The organism is Erythrobacter sp., from assembly GCF_036351135.1.
In the GTDB taxonomy this organism is placed as follows: domain Bacteria; phylum Pseudomonadota; class Alphaproteobacteria; order Sphingomonadales; family Sphingomonadaceae; genus Erythrobacter.
Genome location: NZ_JAZBON010000026.1, coordinates 237,365 through 252,895 on the forward strand (window position 1 = coordinate 237,365; position 15,531 = coordinate 252,895).

13 protein-coding genes are annotated in these 15,531 nt (G+C 59.6%); 4 read left to right on the forward strand and 9 right to left on the reverse strand.

Going from position 1 to position 15,531, the window contains the following annotated elements; translation table 11 throughout:
- The gene (locus tag V2I30_RS09435) at window positions 1-726 is read right to left on the reverse strand and encodes a hypothetical protein (protein ID WP_330661889.1); all 726 of its coding nucleotides are present in this window, start codon (window positions 724-726) and stop codon (window positions 1-3) included.
- Window positions 727-840: 114 nt separating this feature from the next.
- Between V2I30_RS09435 and V2I30_RS09440 the strand changes: the two genes are divergently transcribed.
- On the forward strand, window positions 841-1,785 hold the full coding sequence (locus tag V2I30_RS09440; RefSeq protein WP_330661891.1) for an ornithine cyclodeaminase family protein: 945 nt from the start codon (window positions 841-843) through the stop codon (window positions 1,783-1,785).
- The gene (locus tag V2I30_RS09445; protein ID WP_330661892.1) at window positions 1,782-3,020 is read left to right on the forward strand and encodes an MFS transporter; all 1,239 of its coding nucleotides are present in this window, start codon (window positions 1,782-1,784) and stop codon (window positions 3,018-3,020) included. Before V2I30_RS09440 ends, V2I30_RS09445 begins: the two co-directional genes overlap by 4 nt.
- Here V2I30_RS09445 and V2I30_RS09450 read toward each other — a convergent pair.
- Window positions 3,017-3,787, reverse strand: a complete 771-nt coding sequence (locus V2I30_RS09450) for an SDR family NAD(P)-dependent oxidoreductase (RefSeq protein ID WP_330661893.1) — start codon at window positions 3,785-3,787, stop codon at window positions 3,017-3,019. The genes V2I30_RS09445 and V2I30_RS09450 overlap by 4 nt on opposite strands.
- Before the next feature lie 11 nt (window positions 3,788-3,798).
- On the reverse strand, window positions 3,799-5,127 hold the full coding sequence (hisD, locus tag V2I30_RS09455) for a histidinol dehydrogenase (protein WP_330661894.1): 1,329 nt from the start codon (window positions 5,125-5,127) through the stop codon (window positions 3,799-3,801).
- Between the two features lie 102 nt (window positions 5,128-5,229).
- On the opposite strand from hisD, the gene V2I30_RS09460 reads away from it, so the two are divergent.
- Window positions 5,230-6,177, forward strand: a complete 948-nt coding sequence (locus V2I30_RS09460; protein ID WP_330661895.1) for a cupin domain-containing protein — start codon at window positions 5,230-5,232, stop codon at window positions 6,175-6,177.
- Between the two features lie 104 nt (window positions 6,178-6,281).
- On the opposite strand, the gene V2I30_RS09465 is transcribed toward V2I30_RS09460, so the two are convergent.
- Entirely contained in the window at window positions 6,282-9,164 is a 2,883-nt protein-coding gene (locus V2I30_RS09465; RefSeq protein ID WP_330661896.1) for a TonB-dependent receptor, read from the reverse strand.
- An 85-nt stretch (window positions 9,165-9,249) separates the two neighbouring features.
- The gene (locus V2I30_RS09470; protein WP_330661897.1) at window positions 9,250-10,290 is read right to left on the reverse strand and encodes an ester cyclase; all 1,041 of its coding nucleotides are present in this window, start codon (window positions 10,288-10,290) and stop codon (window positions 9,250-9,252) included.
- Window positions 10,291-10,363: 73 nt separating this feature from the next.
- Here V2I30_RS09470 and V2I30_RS09475 point away from each other — a divergent pair, with 73 nt between their 5' ends.
- Window positions 10,364-11,839 (forward strand): MFS transporter, encoded by a 1,476-nt coding sequence (locus V2I30_RS09475; protein ID WP_330661899.1) that lies wholly within the window; start codon window positions 10,364-10,366, stop codon window positions 11,837-11,839.
- Here V2I30_RS09475 and V2I30_RS09480 read toward each other — a convergent pair.
- Genes V2I30_RS09480 through V2I30_RS09495 form a run of 4 tightly spaced genes read right to left on the reverse strand, consistent with a single transcriptional unit; the run spans window position 11,836 to window position 15,530 of the window.
- Window positions 11,836-12,600 (reverse strand): HpcH/HpaI aldolase family protein, encoded by a 765-nt coding sequence (locus tag V2I30_RS09480; RefSeq protein ID WP_330661901.1) that lies wholly within the window; start codon window positions 12,598-12,600, stop codon window positions 11,836-11,838. The two genes, V2I30_RS09475 and V2I30_RS09480, sit on opposite strands and share 4 nt — an antisense overlap.
- Window positions 12,597-13,724, reverse strand: a complete 1,128-nt coding sequence (locus tag V2I30_RS09485) for a cobalamin-independent methionine synthase II family protein (protein ID WP_330661902.1) — start codon at window positions 13,722-13,724, stop codon at window positions 12,597-12,599. The genes V2I30_RS09480 and V2I30_RS09485 overlap by 4 nt, the downstream gene beginning before the upstream one ends.
- Window positions 13,721-14,446, reverse strand: coding sequence for an alpha/beta fold hydrolase (locus tag V2I30_RS09490; protein ID WP_330661903.1), 726 nt, complete (start codon window positions 14,444-14,446; stop codon window positions 13,721-13,723). Before V2I30_RS09490 ends, V2I30_RS09485 begins: the two co-directional genes overlap by 4 nt.
- Before the next feature lie 10 nt (window positions 14,447-14,456).
- Window positions 14,457-15,530 carry a nuclear transport factor 2 family protein gene (locus V2I30_RS09495; protein WP_330661905.1) on the reverse strand — a complete coding sequence of 358 codons (1,074 nt, stop codon included), beginning with the start codon at window positions 15,528-15,530 and terminating at the stop codon, window positions 14,457-14,459.
- Window position 15,531: the final 1 nt, after the last annotated feature.

Sequence of the window (15,531 nt, forward strand, 5' to 3'; positions counted from 1 at the left end):
CTATTCCGCCCGTTCCGGTGTCTCGATGTAACGCGCCGGATCGGCGGCAAAGCAATAGAACAGACCGTCGCCACCGGTCGCCTGCAGTTTCTTACTGGTGCAACCGATCGTCTGGTGGGCCGAATTCCACGAGATGCTGAGGCCGATCGTATCTCGATCCGAATGGCCGACCTGTGCGCTGCCATCTTCTCCGGAATACGTCCAGTTGCGGCAGGTTCGGTCGAACTCGTTGCCGTAAGCGCGCCCGTCGACCCGCGAGCCGGTGAGGATATCATGGCGCAGGACCGGGTCGCCCTTCCCGCCGGTGCGTTCGCCGGCTTCGGTCAAGGCCGAACCCTGACTGACCAGGTTGCCCTCCCGCGCGAGGTCGAGCGTATCGCCGTGCAGATGCGCCTGATTTATCGCGATACGGATATTCTCGACATTGAACCATGGTCCCTCGCCGATGCGATCCCTCGCATTGATGGCAGGAGCGCCGGGAAGAGCCTGCGTGCTGAGATAGGCGCGCCAGTCGCGCGCGCCTAGTCCCGCTTCGCTTGCGAGGGCGCGGCAATGCGCATCCGCCCCTTCCAGTCCGCCAAGATCACCGCCGTCCAATCCGCGGCTGGTCACGAAGAAGCTCGGTTCGCCGTGTGGGACGGTTTCGAATGCCGGAATACCGCGTGCTGGGGTGACCGACCCGTCAGTGCACGACGTAAGCGCCCCCGCAACCAGCACCAAGGCCAACACGCGGTGCAGCCGGCATCCGAAAATGGAAAAAAGGCGAGCGCGTACTGTCACTTGCGCGAGATGAGATACTCATTATGACTGCGAAGTCAATTCTTCGGGTTTGATTAAGGCATGATGGCCAACCGACCGATTTTTGTAACGGAAGCGGAGGTGGCTCGCGCCGTCACCCCTGACGAAATGTTGTCCGTGATCGGCGAGGCTTTTTCAGACCAGATTGCGGCTGGCACCCGCGCTGTTGCGGAACTCGCTATCGGAACGGAAACGCTGACCACCCTCGCCATGCCCGCGCTGGACAGGGACGGCGTAGCAGTCGTGAAGATCGTCTCGGTAAGCAGAGGGGATCGAAACCGGCTCAATAGCCAACTCGCCGTCATCGACGCGTTCGGGCAACCGATCGCGATCTTGGAAGCACACGCACTAACAGCGCTTCGCACTGCTGCCGCGTCGGTTCACGCGGCGCAGGCGCTTGGCGTTTCGGGCGGGCACCTCCTTGTCCTGGGATCGGGCCGACAGGCTGAGGCGCAAGCGCGTGCTTATATTTCCGCCATGCCAATCGAACGATTGACGATCTGGGCGCGCCGCGAAGAGGCCGCCGCCGATATGGCTAAGCGTCTCCGCGATCTGAACTGCGCGGTCGATACAGCGCAGTCGCGGAAACTGGCAATCGGCGATGCAGATATCATGTCCTCTGCCACCGCCTCCCGAGAACCGATCGTTTCCGGTATGCACGTCAAAGCAGGTGCGCATGTCGATCTGGTCGGCAGCTTTCGACCCGACATGCGCGAAGGCGACGACGCGCTTATGCAACGCGCGCAGGTGTTCGCAGACACGTCCGATGCCCTGAACGAGACGGGCGACCTCATCGACCCGATCGCATCCGGCACGCTGGAGAGATCACAAGTGAGGCTCATTTCCGAGATGGTATTGGGCGGTTTCGAGCGCGGAGAGGAAACGGTGACCGTCTTCAAATCGGTCGGACATGCGGCACTGGACAGCGTCGCCGCGCGGCTTGCCTGCCGGAAGCTTGGCATCGAGCTTGAGGGAATTGCACCGTGAAAGCATTTGCCGATCGTATTCGGGCGGAGGACATACCACTCTCGCGGCGGGCGATCGCGTTCATCCTTCTCATGGTGTTCGAGTTTTTCTACGGATGGTCCTGGAACACCGTCGATGTCCTGCGCCCGCAAATCCGGGAGGAACTTGGCCTCACGCTGACCCAAGCCGGTTCCGCCTATACCGCGCAGAGCCTGGGAGCCCTCATAGGTGCGATCGGTTTCGGAGCCTTGGCTGATCGGTTTGGCAGGAGGCCCGTCCTCTTCGCCATCGTTCTGGGTACCGCCGCAGCCGCAGCAGCGGGCGCATTCGTCGGTTCGTATATCGAACTTATGGCGCAACGCTTCATCCTCGGCCTGTTCCTCGGGGCCAACTTCCCCGTGCTTATCGCCATGTATATGGGACTGTTCTCGGGCCGCGTCCGCGCCAAACTGACTAGTGTCGGCCAAGGCACCTACAATCTGTCGGTGATTGCACTTGGGTTCGCTTACGGATTTTACGCCGAGCGTCCGGACTGGGAAATCTTGCTGCTGATTGGATCCGTTCCGGCGCTACTGCTCTCCCCGTTGATCTTGTGGCTGGTGCCGGACGACAGGCGGATGATCCCGTGGGGGACAGACCCCAATGAAGAAGCGAGCGCGCAACTGCCCCTGCTCGAACTCTTTTCGCCCGTTCTGCGCCGCAACACCTGGTTACTCTTCCTGCTCGTTTCGCTCAACTTCTTTGCCTATCAAGCCTTTGCCGGATGGACGACGACCTATCTGCAGAACGAACGCGGCTTTGGTCCCGAAACCATCGGCCATATCATCTCGTTGCAGTTTACTGGCGCGCTGATCGGGGGTTTCTTCTGGGGCTGGTTCAGCGATCGCTACGGGCGCAAACCCGTCGGCATCGGTTTCGCTGTCGGCGCATCTGCAATCTGGGCCTATTTGACCCTTGCCGAGACACCGACGTCCTTTGCCATTTTTGGTTTCGCGTGGGGTTTCACCATGACCGCGTCGGTCGCGTGGGCTCCATGGATTTCCGAGATGTACCCGACGCGCGTCCGGTCGTCAGCCATGTCGATATTCAACTGGGGTCGCGTCGTCTCAATGACGGCCCCCCTGGTAACGGGCGAGATCGCGGCCTCGTTCGGCCTCGGAACCGCCATGTCGCTTGCCGTCGTCGGGTTCGCCATCGGCGCAGTCTTGTGGTTCATGCTGCCCGAAACCCACCGCCGCAAAACAGACACTGCCTAGTCTACGGTCCAACCACCGTCGATCACAAGACTGCTTCCGGTCATCATTGCTGACGCATCGGAAGCGAGGAAAACCACCGCGCCCATCAGATCTTTGACCGTTCCTAGCCGCCCGAGCTTGATCTTCTCGAGCACGCTGGCTTTGAAGGCCTCGTCCTCGAAGAACGGCTTCGTCATGGGAGTTTCTATGAAGGTCGGGGCAATCGTGTTCGAGCGTATGCCATGCGGAGCCAGATCGAGTGCAAGCGCCTTGTTCAGACCTTCGACCGCCCATTTCGAGGCGCAGTACAGCGAGCGGTCGGGCCCGCCGACATGCCCCATCTGGCTACTCATGTGGATGAGGCTGCCCCGGCGCTTCTCCGCGATCATTCTTCGAGCGCACAATTGCGAGACGAAGAAGAGGCTTTTGACATTGAGGTCGAGCACCGCGTCGTAATCGTCCTCTTTGACCTCGATCATCGGCTTCGGCCGGTTCGTCCCGGCATTGTTGACGAGAATATCAAAGCCATCCTGCTCGTCGAAGAAAGTCCTGACCGCCGCCAAGTCGCTGATATCGAGAACCCGCGCCTCCGCACTTTCGCCTCGCTCGCAAATGGTGCGTGCTACCTCCTCGATTTCGTCATGATTGCGAGCGACCAAAACCACGTGCGCCCCCGCCTCTGCCAGAGCCGCTGCACAAGAGAGGCCAATCCCTCGCCCGGCGCCTGTCACCAGCGCACGGCGCCCATTTAGTCGCGAGTTGGGAATGCGAGGCAGATCGATCGACAAGACAGGTGAATTCAAGCTGCCGTTTCAGGCGTAGGGTCAGCAGCGCCCGCATAGGGAATATTGCGCCCGCCGTAACGCCGGACGCGGATATTTGCTTGCTCCCCGTGACCCGCGAAGCCTTCCATGGCACACAGTCGGCTACAATATTGCCCAACCAGGGCCGTCGCCTCGTCGGTCAGGACGCGCTGATAGGTGCAGGTCTTGAGGAACTTTCCGACCCATAAGCCTCCAGTATAGCGCGCCGCTTTCTTGGTCGGAAGAGTATGGTTCGTGCCGATCACCTTGTCACCATAACTGACATTGGTTCGCGGTCCCAGAAATAGCGCCCCGTAGTTCGTCATTTTGTCGAGAAAGTAGTCGGGATCTTCTGTCATTACCTGAACATGCTCGTTCGCATATTCATCAGCGACCGAACACATCTCTTCGTAGCTGTCGCAAACAACCACCTCTCCGAAATTCTCCCAGGCGGGCCGGGCATGATCGGCCGTTGGCAGGATTTCGAGCAGCCGCTCGACTTCCCGCATCGTGTCGCGGGCCAGTTTTTCGGAATTCGTAATAAGGATAGCCGGGCTTTCGGGTCCGTGTTCCGCCTGACCCAGCAAATCGGTCGCGCAAATCTCACCATCGACGGTTTCGTCTGCAATCACCATGGTTTCAGTCGGGCCGGCAAAAAGGTCGATGCCGACCCGGCCAAACAGCTGACGCTTGGCTTCGGCGACGAAGGCATTGCCGGGTCCCACAAGAATATCGACCGGATCGATCGTCTCGGTGCCGAGCGCCATAGCGCCGATCGCCTGGATGCCGCCCAGCGCATAGATCGCATCCGCTCCTGCCATCGCCTGCGCGGCCACGATCTTTTCCGCTGGCTTGCCTTTGAAGGGCGGTGCGCAGGTGATCACACGCGGCACGCCGGCAACCTTCGCGGTTATAACGCTCATATGAGCCGAAGCAAGGAGCGGGTATTTCCCCCCGGGAACGTAACATCCGGCGGAATTGAGCGGGATATTTTTGTGACCTAGGACGACGCCGGGGATGGTTTCAACCTCGACGTCTTTCATGCTCTCGCGCTGGATCTGCGCGAAATTGCGAACCTGCTGCTGCGCGAATTCTATATCCTTGCGCTCCTGCGCGGTGAGACTGTCCACGCATCGAGCGATTTCACTGTCGCTCAGGCGGTAGTCGTCGCGATCCCATTTATCGAAGGTGTTGGACATTTCCCGAATGGCCGCGTCACCGCGTTTCTCGATATCCTCGAGCGCACGTTCGACAGTTTCCCGAACCTTGCGGTCAGCATCGGCCCGGTCCTCGATCGCTGCGCCTCTTTTAAGCCATCTAGCCACCAGCACTCTCCCTTCCATTCGAGAACTGCTATCTCCGATAGCAATGTATTGACTGCGTATGCAAAAAAACACAATAGAGAAAGGGAGAACGGGAGAGACTCAATGGTGGCAAAAAGCCGGAAAAGGAACATCGAAGAGGGCGATGGCCTGGAGCAGCGCGTGGTTCGCTACGCCGATCTTGTTCCATGCTACAATGCGTTCGTCGACACGCGTACCCCGGGTTCCGAAGCGAAGGAGAATTTCACCATCATCGGTCCGGGCGTGTCCGAAAATCCGGACCAGTTCGTCCATATTGCAGAACCTCACGGTTTCAACATCGGGGGCGCGCGACAACCGCCAGGTTGCGTCAATTCCCAGCACAGTCACAAAACCGCAGAGGTTTTCGTCGTGCATACCGGAACTTGGCGTTTCGACTTCGGAGAACACGGCGATGATGCCCAAGTTGTCCTGAGCGAAGGAGACGTCGTTTCGATACCCACGAACGTCTTCCGAGGTTTTACCAATATCGGCATGGAGGTGGGCTATCTCTACGCGGTGCTGGGGAAGGACGATCCGGGCCGTGTGACCTGGGCTCCCACGGTTTTCGAGCTCGCCAAGGACCATGGCCTCGTGCTCCTAGAAAATGGTATGCTGGTCGATACTGAAAAAGGCGAGAAGGTTCCGGCTGGAGCAATGGTGATGCCGCCTCCGGAAGAAGCCGAACTTGCGCGCATGGCCCGTATCACCAGCGAAAAGGCCGAGCAGTATGTTTGGCGTCAGAAGGACGAAGCCTCGAGATCCCTCGAACTGATCGGCTCCGAGGGCATGTACCCGTGGGACCACGGCTTCACCTTGCGACGCGAAGCCCTACGCGAAGGAGAGAAACTCGATCGTAGCGCACCCCGATGTCCCGAGGTCGTCTTCATTCAGGAAGGCCGGGTTGAGCTTAACAGCGATCAGGGAACGCTCGAACTGCGCAAAGGTGACACCTTCAGCGTGCCGCCGACCTTGAGCCACGATCTAAAGGCATTTGAAAACGCAGTGATATTTGTCACCACGCGCGGCAACTGATCGTCCGACCACCGAACTTTGCCGCCCATCGCGCCAAACGCTAACATATACGAAAAAGGCCGCCGACCCTCAGGTTCGGCGGCCTTTCGATTTTTGCCTGAGATCTAGAACCGATACCCTACTCGCACACCGTAGGTACGCGGATCGGCAAATGTCCCTTGTACCTCCGCGTTGGAGCGCACGGTTATACGCCCCAGGGTCGCCTCGTCTTCAATGTTGAGCACGAAGACTTGCGCGCTGAAAGCTCCGCTTTCCGAAGTCCAGGTGATCCGCGCATCGGTCTTGGTAAAGCCTTCCTGCTCGATATTCGGGGCAAGCGGCGACAGCAGGTAGGATCCCGTCCACTGCGTGTTGAAGCCGGGGGCCAGGATCCCGTTGGAGCCAAGGTCGATCTCGTACGTGGCGCCGAATTGCCCGGACCAGTCGGGCGTGTTCTGCACGCGGCGATCGGCCGGAATGAAGGCAAATTCGAAGCCCGGAATACCCGTTCCGGTGAAGAGGTCCGGATTCGTCTGCGCATTCGGGAAATAGCCCCCGCCGACGCCGAAATTTTGTGGAGCGGTGGGCGGGAAAGCTCCGTCGCCGCACGATGGCTCGGAAATATAGAAGCAGATGAAGTTCGGCGGCGCGAAGCGCGGGAACTCATCGTATCGCGCGCGAAGGTAAACGACCGCGGCGTTCAACGTCAGGCCCGGAAAGGGGGTCGCGATAATGTCCAGTTCGGCCCCCGGCGTATCCTGTCCGCCGACGTTGAAGATCGTTGTGATATTCCGGTCCTGCCCGTCGATCGTCACGATCTGTGTGCCCTGTTCCTGCAGGTCGGTGAAGCGGTTGTAGAACGCTGCAAAGTTTACTTGCAGCCGGCCATCGAAAAACCGGTTCTTCGTGCCGATCTCGTAAGCCTCGACCTTTTCGGTGTCGAAGGTCGTTATTCGCCCCGGGTTATTTGCGGCCGTCACACCGGCGCCGAACCCGCCGGAATGCGCTCCGGTGTTGAAGCTCGCATAGACCAGGTTGTCGGGCGTGATATCGTAATCGATTGCTGCGCGGAACGTGAAGAAGTCGAATTGCTCCTCCTCGCAGACCGTAAAGAAGTAGTTCGGCACAACCGCTACCGGCTCGTCACTCTGATCCGTCGAAATACCCTGTGAAGTGAAGCCCCCGCATGTCTCGTTGAAATCGAGGCTGAAGAAGGGGTTGACGGCGTAATACGCATTGTCGCCCGGAAGGTTCTCCTGCGCCGCGAACTGTCCAGCGAACAGAGTGCCGTTGGCCGGTGACTGGAGGATTGTTTTGAACGACTTGTCGTCGATCGTATATCGTCCGCCCAGCGTCAAAGTAAGCTTTTCGGTCAGGTCGTAGGCGCCTTGCGCATAGATGGCGTAGGAGTCCGTTTCGGCCTGGTTTGCCGTGCGAAAATCGAACAGGTTCCCTTGCGTGAAGTTCAGCGCGCAGGAATCGGGCGTCGTGAAGCTAAACTGGCATTCGAAGGCGGAGCCGCCGATTCCCCCGCCGGCGCCGAAATACCGTGGCAGGCCGAGTTCGTCCGCCGTATCAGTCGTGTAATTCCGGTTAAGATAATAGAACGAGGTTCCGTCGCGACCCTTTTCGTTCAGATAGAAGGCACCGACCGTATACTGGAACGGGCTCGTCACGTCGGTGGACTGGATCTGCAATTCCTGCGTGAAAACTTCCGATTCGGTTCCCGCAACGAAGTATTGAAGGGGAAGCGGCGTGCCATCACCGTCCCCTCCGGCGACCGTGCTGAAATCAGTGTACGAGGTTATCGAACGCAGCTGCACCGCGTCCGAGATGTCGTAGTTGATGACCGCGCTGAATTGCTGCTGTTCGAGATCCTCGAATGGTTCGGCATCGTAGACGTTGGCATAGGGGCCGCCGATCGGAATGCCGACATCCGCGCCGTTCACGTCAGGAATGCCGTCGCGCAATGCGTTGGTGAAATCGAAAAGCGTGCCTGTGCCGATATTGAGGCCGTTGAAGCCGCCCGCCCCGGAGCCCCGCTCGAAAAACGTATAGGTTTCGTTATTGAAATCGACCGACCCGCCGGGCGCGACGATCAATGACGGATCGACGGCGACGCCGATCACCTTGCCGTTGACGGCATTGAAGCCCTGGCCGCCACGCTGAAAATAACTGCCGGCAAGCAACACCTCGAGACGATTATCGAGAGCCGAGGGCGACCAGCGCAGCTTGCCGCGGATGAAATCCTCGTCCTTATCCTGCAGGTCGGCTTCCGGACGGACCACGCTTTCCAAAAAGCCGTCCCTGCGCTCGATCGCGCCCGCGAAGCGTAGTGCGATATCCTGCGATACCGGAAGGTTGACGAAACCTTCGGCGCGAATCCGATCGTAATTACCCACGATCAGATCCGCTCCGCCCTCGACATAATCGACCGGATCGGCGGTCGTGAGAGCAATGTTACCACCGTAGCTGTTGCGGCCGAAGAGGGTACCCTGCGGACCTTTTTGCACTTCGATCCGCTCGAGGTCGACCAGTGCCGCCGTCAATTGCTGCGGCCGAGCTTGGTAGATCTCGTCGATATAAAAGCCGATGCGGGGATCGGAATTGAGTCCGATGGCCTCGGTGTAGACACCGCGAATGGCCGGTCGCTGAGCCGATCCGGTGCGATTGAGGCGCAGCCCGGGAACCACCTGCTCCAGACGACTGATGTCGCTGATCTCCTTCTCGCGGATCTCCTCGCGTCCAATCGCGGTCACGGACAGCGGAACATCTTGCAGGTTTTCCTCGCGGCGCTGTGCGGTGACGATGATGGTATTGACGCCGGACTCGATCGTCCCGTCCTCATAATCGCCACTTTCGGCGTCTTGTGCATGACCGTGCGTTGGAGAAAGCAGCGCCAGCACCGCTACGCTCGACAGCAATCCTGCGGATTTCAAACGGTTTAAATTTTTCATGGCCCTCTCCCTACCCGTGACAATTCGATGACTTATTGCAAGCGCAGTCATTTTGCAAGCGCTGGCTTTGAGGGTTGTCCGGCAATGCCAAACATTGCAGTCGTGCAACAAAATTGCGCGCGGATGCAAAAGCTCGTCAGGGCAGGCGCGGCAATTCCGGGTCGATCACGAAGGGAAGTTCCGCGAAGATATCGAGGCCCATCTGATCGAGGATATGCGGGATGTCGATCAGCACCCAGTTATCCGCGATTTGTCCGGTACGGTCGAGCCGATACCAATCCGCTACCCGCATTTGCACGCGGCGGCCCGTAGGAGGAAGCCCGAGCCAGTGCCCGCCGCTATGAATGCCTTCCATGTTGGGCCAACCCGCTGTCATGGCATATCCCCCGTCGCCAACCTCGCAGAAATGTCCTGCACGCGCGATCGCATCGTTTTCCGCTCTCGAAATACCTTTTCGGTCGGGAAATGCTTTCAGAAACAAGGCTCCGTGTGAGTCTCGAAACCCTTCCATTCCGCGACTTGAGCCAATACCGGCCGGGCCGAACCAATTCATATTTTTCGACCAATGGGGACTATGGTGCGCGGCCGCGCTGGCTCGGTCCACGATAGCAGGGCCCTCCGGAAGCCCCGCCTGCATCTCGCGAACCACTTCGAGAGTTTGCGAGCTACTGTGCTGCATTCCGCTCGAACGGTCGGCTGGCGGGAACAGCCATTGTTCAGGCGAACCGGGCATGGGCCGTAAAGGATACAGTCCAGCTCCGCGCATCAGCTCGAGGAGGTCGAACATTACGAAGCACGCGACGGCACCTTCAGCTTCAAACACCAGGTTTATCGCAAATCTCAGGTGCGCGAGCTTCTTCGTAGCGTCGATCTTCACGAAAGGTCGCTGGAAGTTGCCGGAGAGGAAACCCAGCATGCTGGCATGCTGCCTGCCTTCATACTCGCCCTCAAGCGCCATGGCAGGCCGAACTTCGTAGTCCGGGAAGGCCTCGCGAAGCGGAATCCAGAATTCTTTCGCCGCGCTCATGACGCCGCGGGCCGAAGCAAAGGGAAAATAGAAGTAACTCTCGCAGCCCTCTGCCAGTGCGGTTGAAAGAGCCTTCTCGATCTCAGCCGGCTGCGAGGCTCCGAGACGATCGATAAGGGTCAATAAGGTGGTTTTCGGACTGGCTTCCATATACCCCCCGCGCAGCGTATGGTCATTTGCATGCGAATGCACTACGGTCAATCGAGTGGCGGGGAGAACTAGATTGTCGGTAATTGCGGGCGCGCCCAAACCAAAGCTCAGCTCGTTCGACAAGGCTGCTTATGGTCTGGGGAGCACGGCCGAAGCCATCGTCTACACGACCACGGCCAGCTTCCTGCTCATCTTCTACAACCAGGTGCGCGGAATTGAGGCCAGCTATGTTGGCATTGCGCTCGCTGTCGGCATGATCGTGAACGCCGTCTTCGATCCGCTGGTAGGATCGTGGTCGGATCGCGTCAGGACCCGTTTGGGCCGGCGACATCCGTTTCTGTTTGGCTCGATACTACCGGGCGCGATCTGTTTCTATTTTCTGTTCAATCCGCCCGAAGCGCTGACCGGAACATGGCAGCTCGTGTGGCTCACCAGCTTCAATGTGCTCCTCCTGCAATGTATGTCGCTCTATCACACACCGCACATGGCGCTGGGCGGGGAACTGTCGGACGATTATCTCGGCCGTTCCCGCATCATGGCCTACAACACCTTCTTCCTGTGGGTCGGGGATACGCTGGGATGGGTTCTTTCCTTCGCGTGGTTCTTTCGCACAACGGAGGAGTTCAGCAACGGTGCGCTCGATCCATCGCGATATGATGAATTCGGCATCAGTTTCGCAGCACTGATCATCCTGTTCTGCACGATCTCGGCTCTCTCGACCGCGAAGTTCATCCCCTCCTTGCCCCAAGCCGCGCCTGACACACCAAAATTCGGGCCGGTCGAATTTTTCCGCGATTTCATCAGGGCCTGTTCGAACCGAAACTATATCGTCCTGTTGATTGGCATGTTTTTCCTGTCCCTGATGACGGGCGTGCGCGCCGGGTTGTGGTTCTACTCTGCGAGCTTCTTTTGGCAGATCAACAACACGCAGATCAGCTTCTTCGCGATCGGCAGCTTTGCAGGCTACCTGTTCGGGGTTTTTGCGGTGACCCGCCTGCATGACCGGTTCGACAAAAGATGGACCGGCATGTTCGCAGTCATCCTCTACAGTATCGGCCCCGCCCTCCCGCTCGCGCTCGGCTATCTTGGCATACTTACCGCCGAAACGCCGGGTCTTCTCTATATCCTCATCGCGTTCTCGGTGCTCCAGCATGCACCGTACAGCGTGATGACAACAACGGTCTATTCGGCCCTTGCCGACATCGCGGACGAAAACGAGGTAAAGTATGGGCTCAGACAGGAAGGCATCCTCTACGCGGCGAGAACCCTGTTTGCCCGGGTCGACCAGGCCATCGGCACCGCCTTGGCGGGCTGGGTGCTGACTATCATCGCCTTTCCTGACAACGCGCGGGTAGGTGAGGTCGCGGAACCTGTTCTCATGGCATTGGCGGGTGCGTTCGTCCTTTCGACCATTCCGGGTCTCGTCGCGGCCATCTTCTACGGCATGTTGCGCGTGACGAAAGAAACCTACGATACCACGCGCGAAACCCTCGAAGCCCGGCGGGTCGCCGAAGCTGAAGAGGAAGCCGTCTTGGCCGGACCGGCTTAGAGCTCGACGCTTTCGACCAGCCGCCTGGCGCCAGCGAGCAGGAATTCCTGATCGGATTGCAGGAAAAAGAAGCTCGCCCCGCGCTCGCGCCACATGGCCGTATCGCCGGTTCGTCCAAGAAACATGCCGACGGGAAGGCCGGCATTCGTTGCAGCGGCACATATGGCCTCGACGGCTGCAATGACTCCTTCGTCATCGGGAGTAGCAGCCTCGAGCGATACGGTAAGGTCGGCCCGGCCCACGAAGACGCCATCGAGCCCGTCGGTCGAACAGATCGCAGGAAGATCGTGCAGCGCCTCGGCATCCTCGACCTGTGCGATCACGAGCGGCTCGCCCGACGTCGCCCGATGCGCGGCCATGCCCCTGGTTGTATATCCAGCCGCGCGCGTACTTCCGGCAAAACCCCTGCCGCCCGGCACGTAGCGACAGGCTTTGACCGCAGCAGCAGCCTCCTTCGCGCTGCGCACGTGAGGCACGACGACACCCAGCGCGCCGCCATCGAGAACCTGCAGGATCGCCGCGGCATCGTTCGCCGCGGGCCGAACCAGAACCGGCATATCGGTTGCACGCGCGGCGAGAATGCAGGCATCGAGAGCCTCGCGGCCAAACGGCGCATGCTCTGCATCGAGCACAAGCGCGTCCAGCTCCGATCGGGCTAACACCTCGACAACGTGCGGATGCGGGGTCTTGACCCAACTTGCCAAGATCGGCTCTGCGGACCGAAGCCTCGCGGCAAAGCCCGACCAGCGCTCGCCATTCATACCCGCGCGCTCGCGATTGCAGCGCCTTCGACCAGCGAAGACAACTTGGCCCAGACAATATCCTCGTCGATCGTCCCGAAGCCGGCGAAGGTCGAAAAGCCGCAATCGGTGCCAGCCACTACCCTGTCCTTCCCAACGATATTGACGAATTGCCCTATGCGGTTTGCGACAACGCGCGGGTGCTCGACGAAATTGGTAGTCGTATCGATGCATCCGGGGATCAGCATCTTGTCTTCAGGAATGTACTTAGCGAAATCCGCGAAGGCCTCGTAATCGTGCTGGTGGCGCGGGTTGGACGTTTCGAACAGCAGCGCGGCAGGTTTGGCTTTCATGATCGATGGCAGGATCGTCTCCATCGCGACATCGTGCGTATGGGGGCCTTCGTAATTGCCCCAGCACACATGCATGCGAAGCTTTTCGGCTGAAATATTGCGAAGCGCATGGTTCAGAACCTCGACATGGCGATCGACGGTTCTGACGTATTCGGAATCTTCTTGATTCTTGAACATCATGTGTCGTCCCAGGCCAAGGTCGGGGCTGTCGAGTTGGAGCATAAGTCCGGCATCGACGATCTGCTCGTATTCCGGCCGCATCGCTTCTGCGACGGCTTCCAGATAGGCGTCTTCGTCGTGGTAGTATTCGTTCGGCTGGAACAGCGCGATGACGCCCGGAGACGCGGCGTTCATGAAGCCCTCGGGCGACCCGTGCTTTGCCTTGGCTTCATCGAATCGCTGAATATCGTCTTCGAGCGGCGCCAGGTTAACCGAACCAACTTCGCCAACGCAGCATGGGCGCCTGTATTCGGGAGTGCCGCCCCGCTCGGCCTGGCGCGCAAGGAATTTGGGAAAAGCCTCGAGGTCCGCGGGTGCACGGCGCGGGCTGTCGCCTTCGAAACCGCTGATCCGTTCGGAGATATAGGTCGCATAGGAGATCTTGCTCATCTCCCCGTCCGAAACCTGATCAATGCCGACCTTGACCTGTTTCGCAACGCAGGCTTCGACGGCTTGGGCGAGGATGCGATCAGCCTCCTTGAGGTCGACCCGCTCCCCGCGTTCCTTGGCGAAGATGATGTCGGTCACCGGCTTGCTTCTCGGAAGCGAGCCGACATGCGTCGTCCGGATCATGCTTTGGTTTCCTCTCGTGCGAGGACGCTGGCGAGCCATGGGTTGAGAAGCTTCGACAAAATGTGTGGCTGTTCCATCGGAAGCATGTGACCCGCCCCTTCCACGACATGCAACTGAGCGTTCTCTATACGGCTCGCGAAGTCGGCGTGCAGGGCGGGCGTGCAAAGGCGGTCTTCCGCGCCGCATGCGACGAAAACCGGGAAGTCGAGCGTCTCCAGCACATGGTTGTAGCTGGGACGTATGCGCAGCGCTTCGCTTTGCGAGACGAATACTTCTGGACCCAGATCCTCGGCCATCGCCTGAATTCCCGCCCGCAACCTCGCGTTACCGCGATTTATCCGGGCGAGGTAATTTGGCTTGAGTTCCTCCGCGACGAGTTCGGACAGGCCGTCAGCGCGTGCCTTCTCCTGCTGCCTTGGGCGTTGAGCGGCCCGTTCGGGCGCGTCCGCAAACGGATTGGTGTCGAGCAAACCAAGCCCGACCAGACGCTCAGGTGCTCGCGCGGCGATGGCCAGCGCAACGATCCCACCCATCGAGAAGCCGACCGGTAAGAGAGGTCCCGAACCGGCTTTCAAACAAAGGTCCGCCATTTCATCGATCGTGGCACCTTGGAGAACCGGAGCTGCAATGCGCGCACCGGCCGTTGCAAGGTCGAGGCCGGCCCACATGCGCTCATCGCACATATGGCCCGGCAGCAGCAGCACGGTCGCGCGGGCGGTCATCGGGGGCGACTTAACATTGGCGGTAGATCTGCGTCAGAATGCCGATCTCGTCGAAAAGCATCCATTCCTCGACGATCTTACCCTCGTCGGAGAGGCGCAAATGACTTATCCCCATCATGAAGACGGTTTTGCCGGGCGGACATTCGCCAAGGAAACCACCTGGCGCGCTGGTTCCTTCGTAAATCCAGCGAACGGCGACAATAATGCCGTCGCTCTCCTCGTTGTGACAGACGTGTTCGACCCGCAAGACGCCATCCGGGATCGCGGTTTGCAGGTGGATCAGCAGACTTCCGATATTGCGCAAGCCCTGCGCGACGCGGCCTCCTCCAGCGTGAACTACGGCGCTCGGATCATATTCACGCTCTAGCCAGTCGAAGCGTTTGAGATTCCATAGATCGTGGAAGAGGTGGCGCGCCCATCCCTCGATCGTGTCATTCCCGATCTCGAGCCGTTGCCGGGGCGCCTGCCCCTCGAGACGGGTTTCAGGGGCAACAAGCGCAAGCTCGGCCTGCGTCCCTTCGGCCAGCTTGCGCGCAACATCATGGGGCTCAAAACCGAGCTGGCGCGCCTGGGCCCCCGCATCGCGTACCAGCCATTCAGTGTGAATACGATTGTCCTTGCTGATACAGTCCGCCGCAAACCGGATCGAGGATCGCCTGCCGCTGGCCGGACCCATCGCGGTGCGCCCGACATTGGTCGACCGGCTATGGCCCAGATGCGAGGTATAGAACCCGGCATCCTCATCACCGCTCCACGCGACGTTCAGGTGATGTATCTCGCCGTCCGGAAAGGCGTTGATGGTCGCTAAGGTCCCCGCAATGACCTCCTCCACCGAACGGGTAATGCCGTAGGACGAGTAGATCGTGCAACTCGCGTCATACGTATCGTAAATGCTGCCGACCGCCCGGTTCATCCATATCTCGTCGGTGATGCGAACGATGTAATCGACGATATCGGTAAAGCGGTCTTCGTATCCCGCCAGAGGCTGCGTTCGCTCCCCCTTGGCGCGCAACAACTCGGCATTGTCGCGCCGACGCACCTGCGTGGTTTGCGGTCGTTCGGGAAGATTGAATGGCAGCGGCACG

Excerpts from the sequence above, each read along its gene's own strand:
- V2I30_RS09440 (WP_330661891.1), top strand. The coding sequence starts at position 841 with ATGATGGCCAACCGACCGATTTTTGTAACGGAAGCGGAGGTGGCTCGC.
- V2I30_RS09460 (WP_330661895.1), top strand. The coding sequence starts at position 5,230 with ATGGTGGCAAAAAGCCGGAAAAGGAACATCGAAGAGGGCGATGGCCTG.
- V2I30_RS09485 (WP_330661902.1), bottom strand. The coding sequence starts at position 13,724 with ATGATCCGGACGACGCATGTCGGCTCGCTTCCGAGAAGCAAGCCGGTG.
- V2I30_RS09480 (WP_330661901.1), bottom strand. The coding sequence starts at position 12,600 with ATGAATGGCGAGCGCTGGTCGGGCTTTGCCGCGAGGCTTCGGTCCGCA.
- V2I30_RS09490 (WP_330661903.1), bottom strand. The coding sequence starts at position 14,446 with ATGACCGCCCGCGCGACCGTGCTGCTGCTGCCGGGCCATATGTGCGAT.
- V2I30_RS09470 (WP_330661897.1), bottom strand. The coding sequence starts at position 10,290 with ATGGAAGCCAGTCCGAAAACCACCTTATTGACCCTTATCGATCGTCTC.
- V2I30_RS09465 (WP_330661896.1), bottom strand. The coding sequence starts at position 9,164 with ATGACTGCGCTTGCAATAAGTCATCGAATTGTCACGGGTAGGGAGAGG.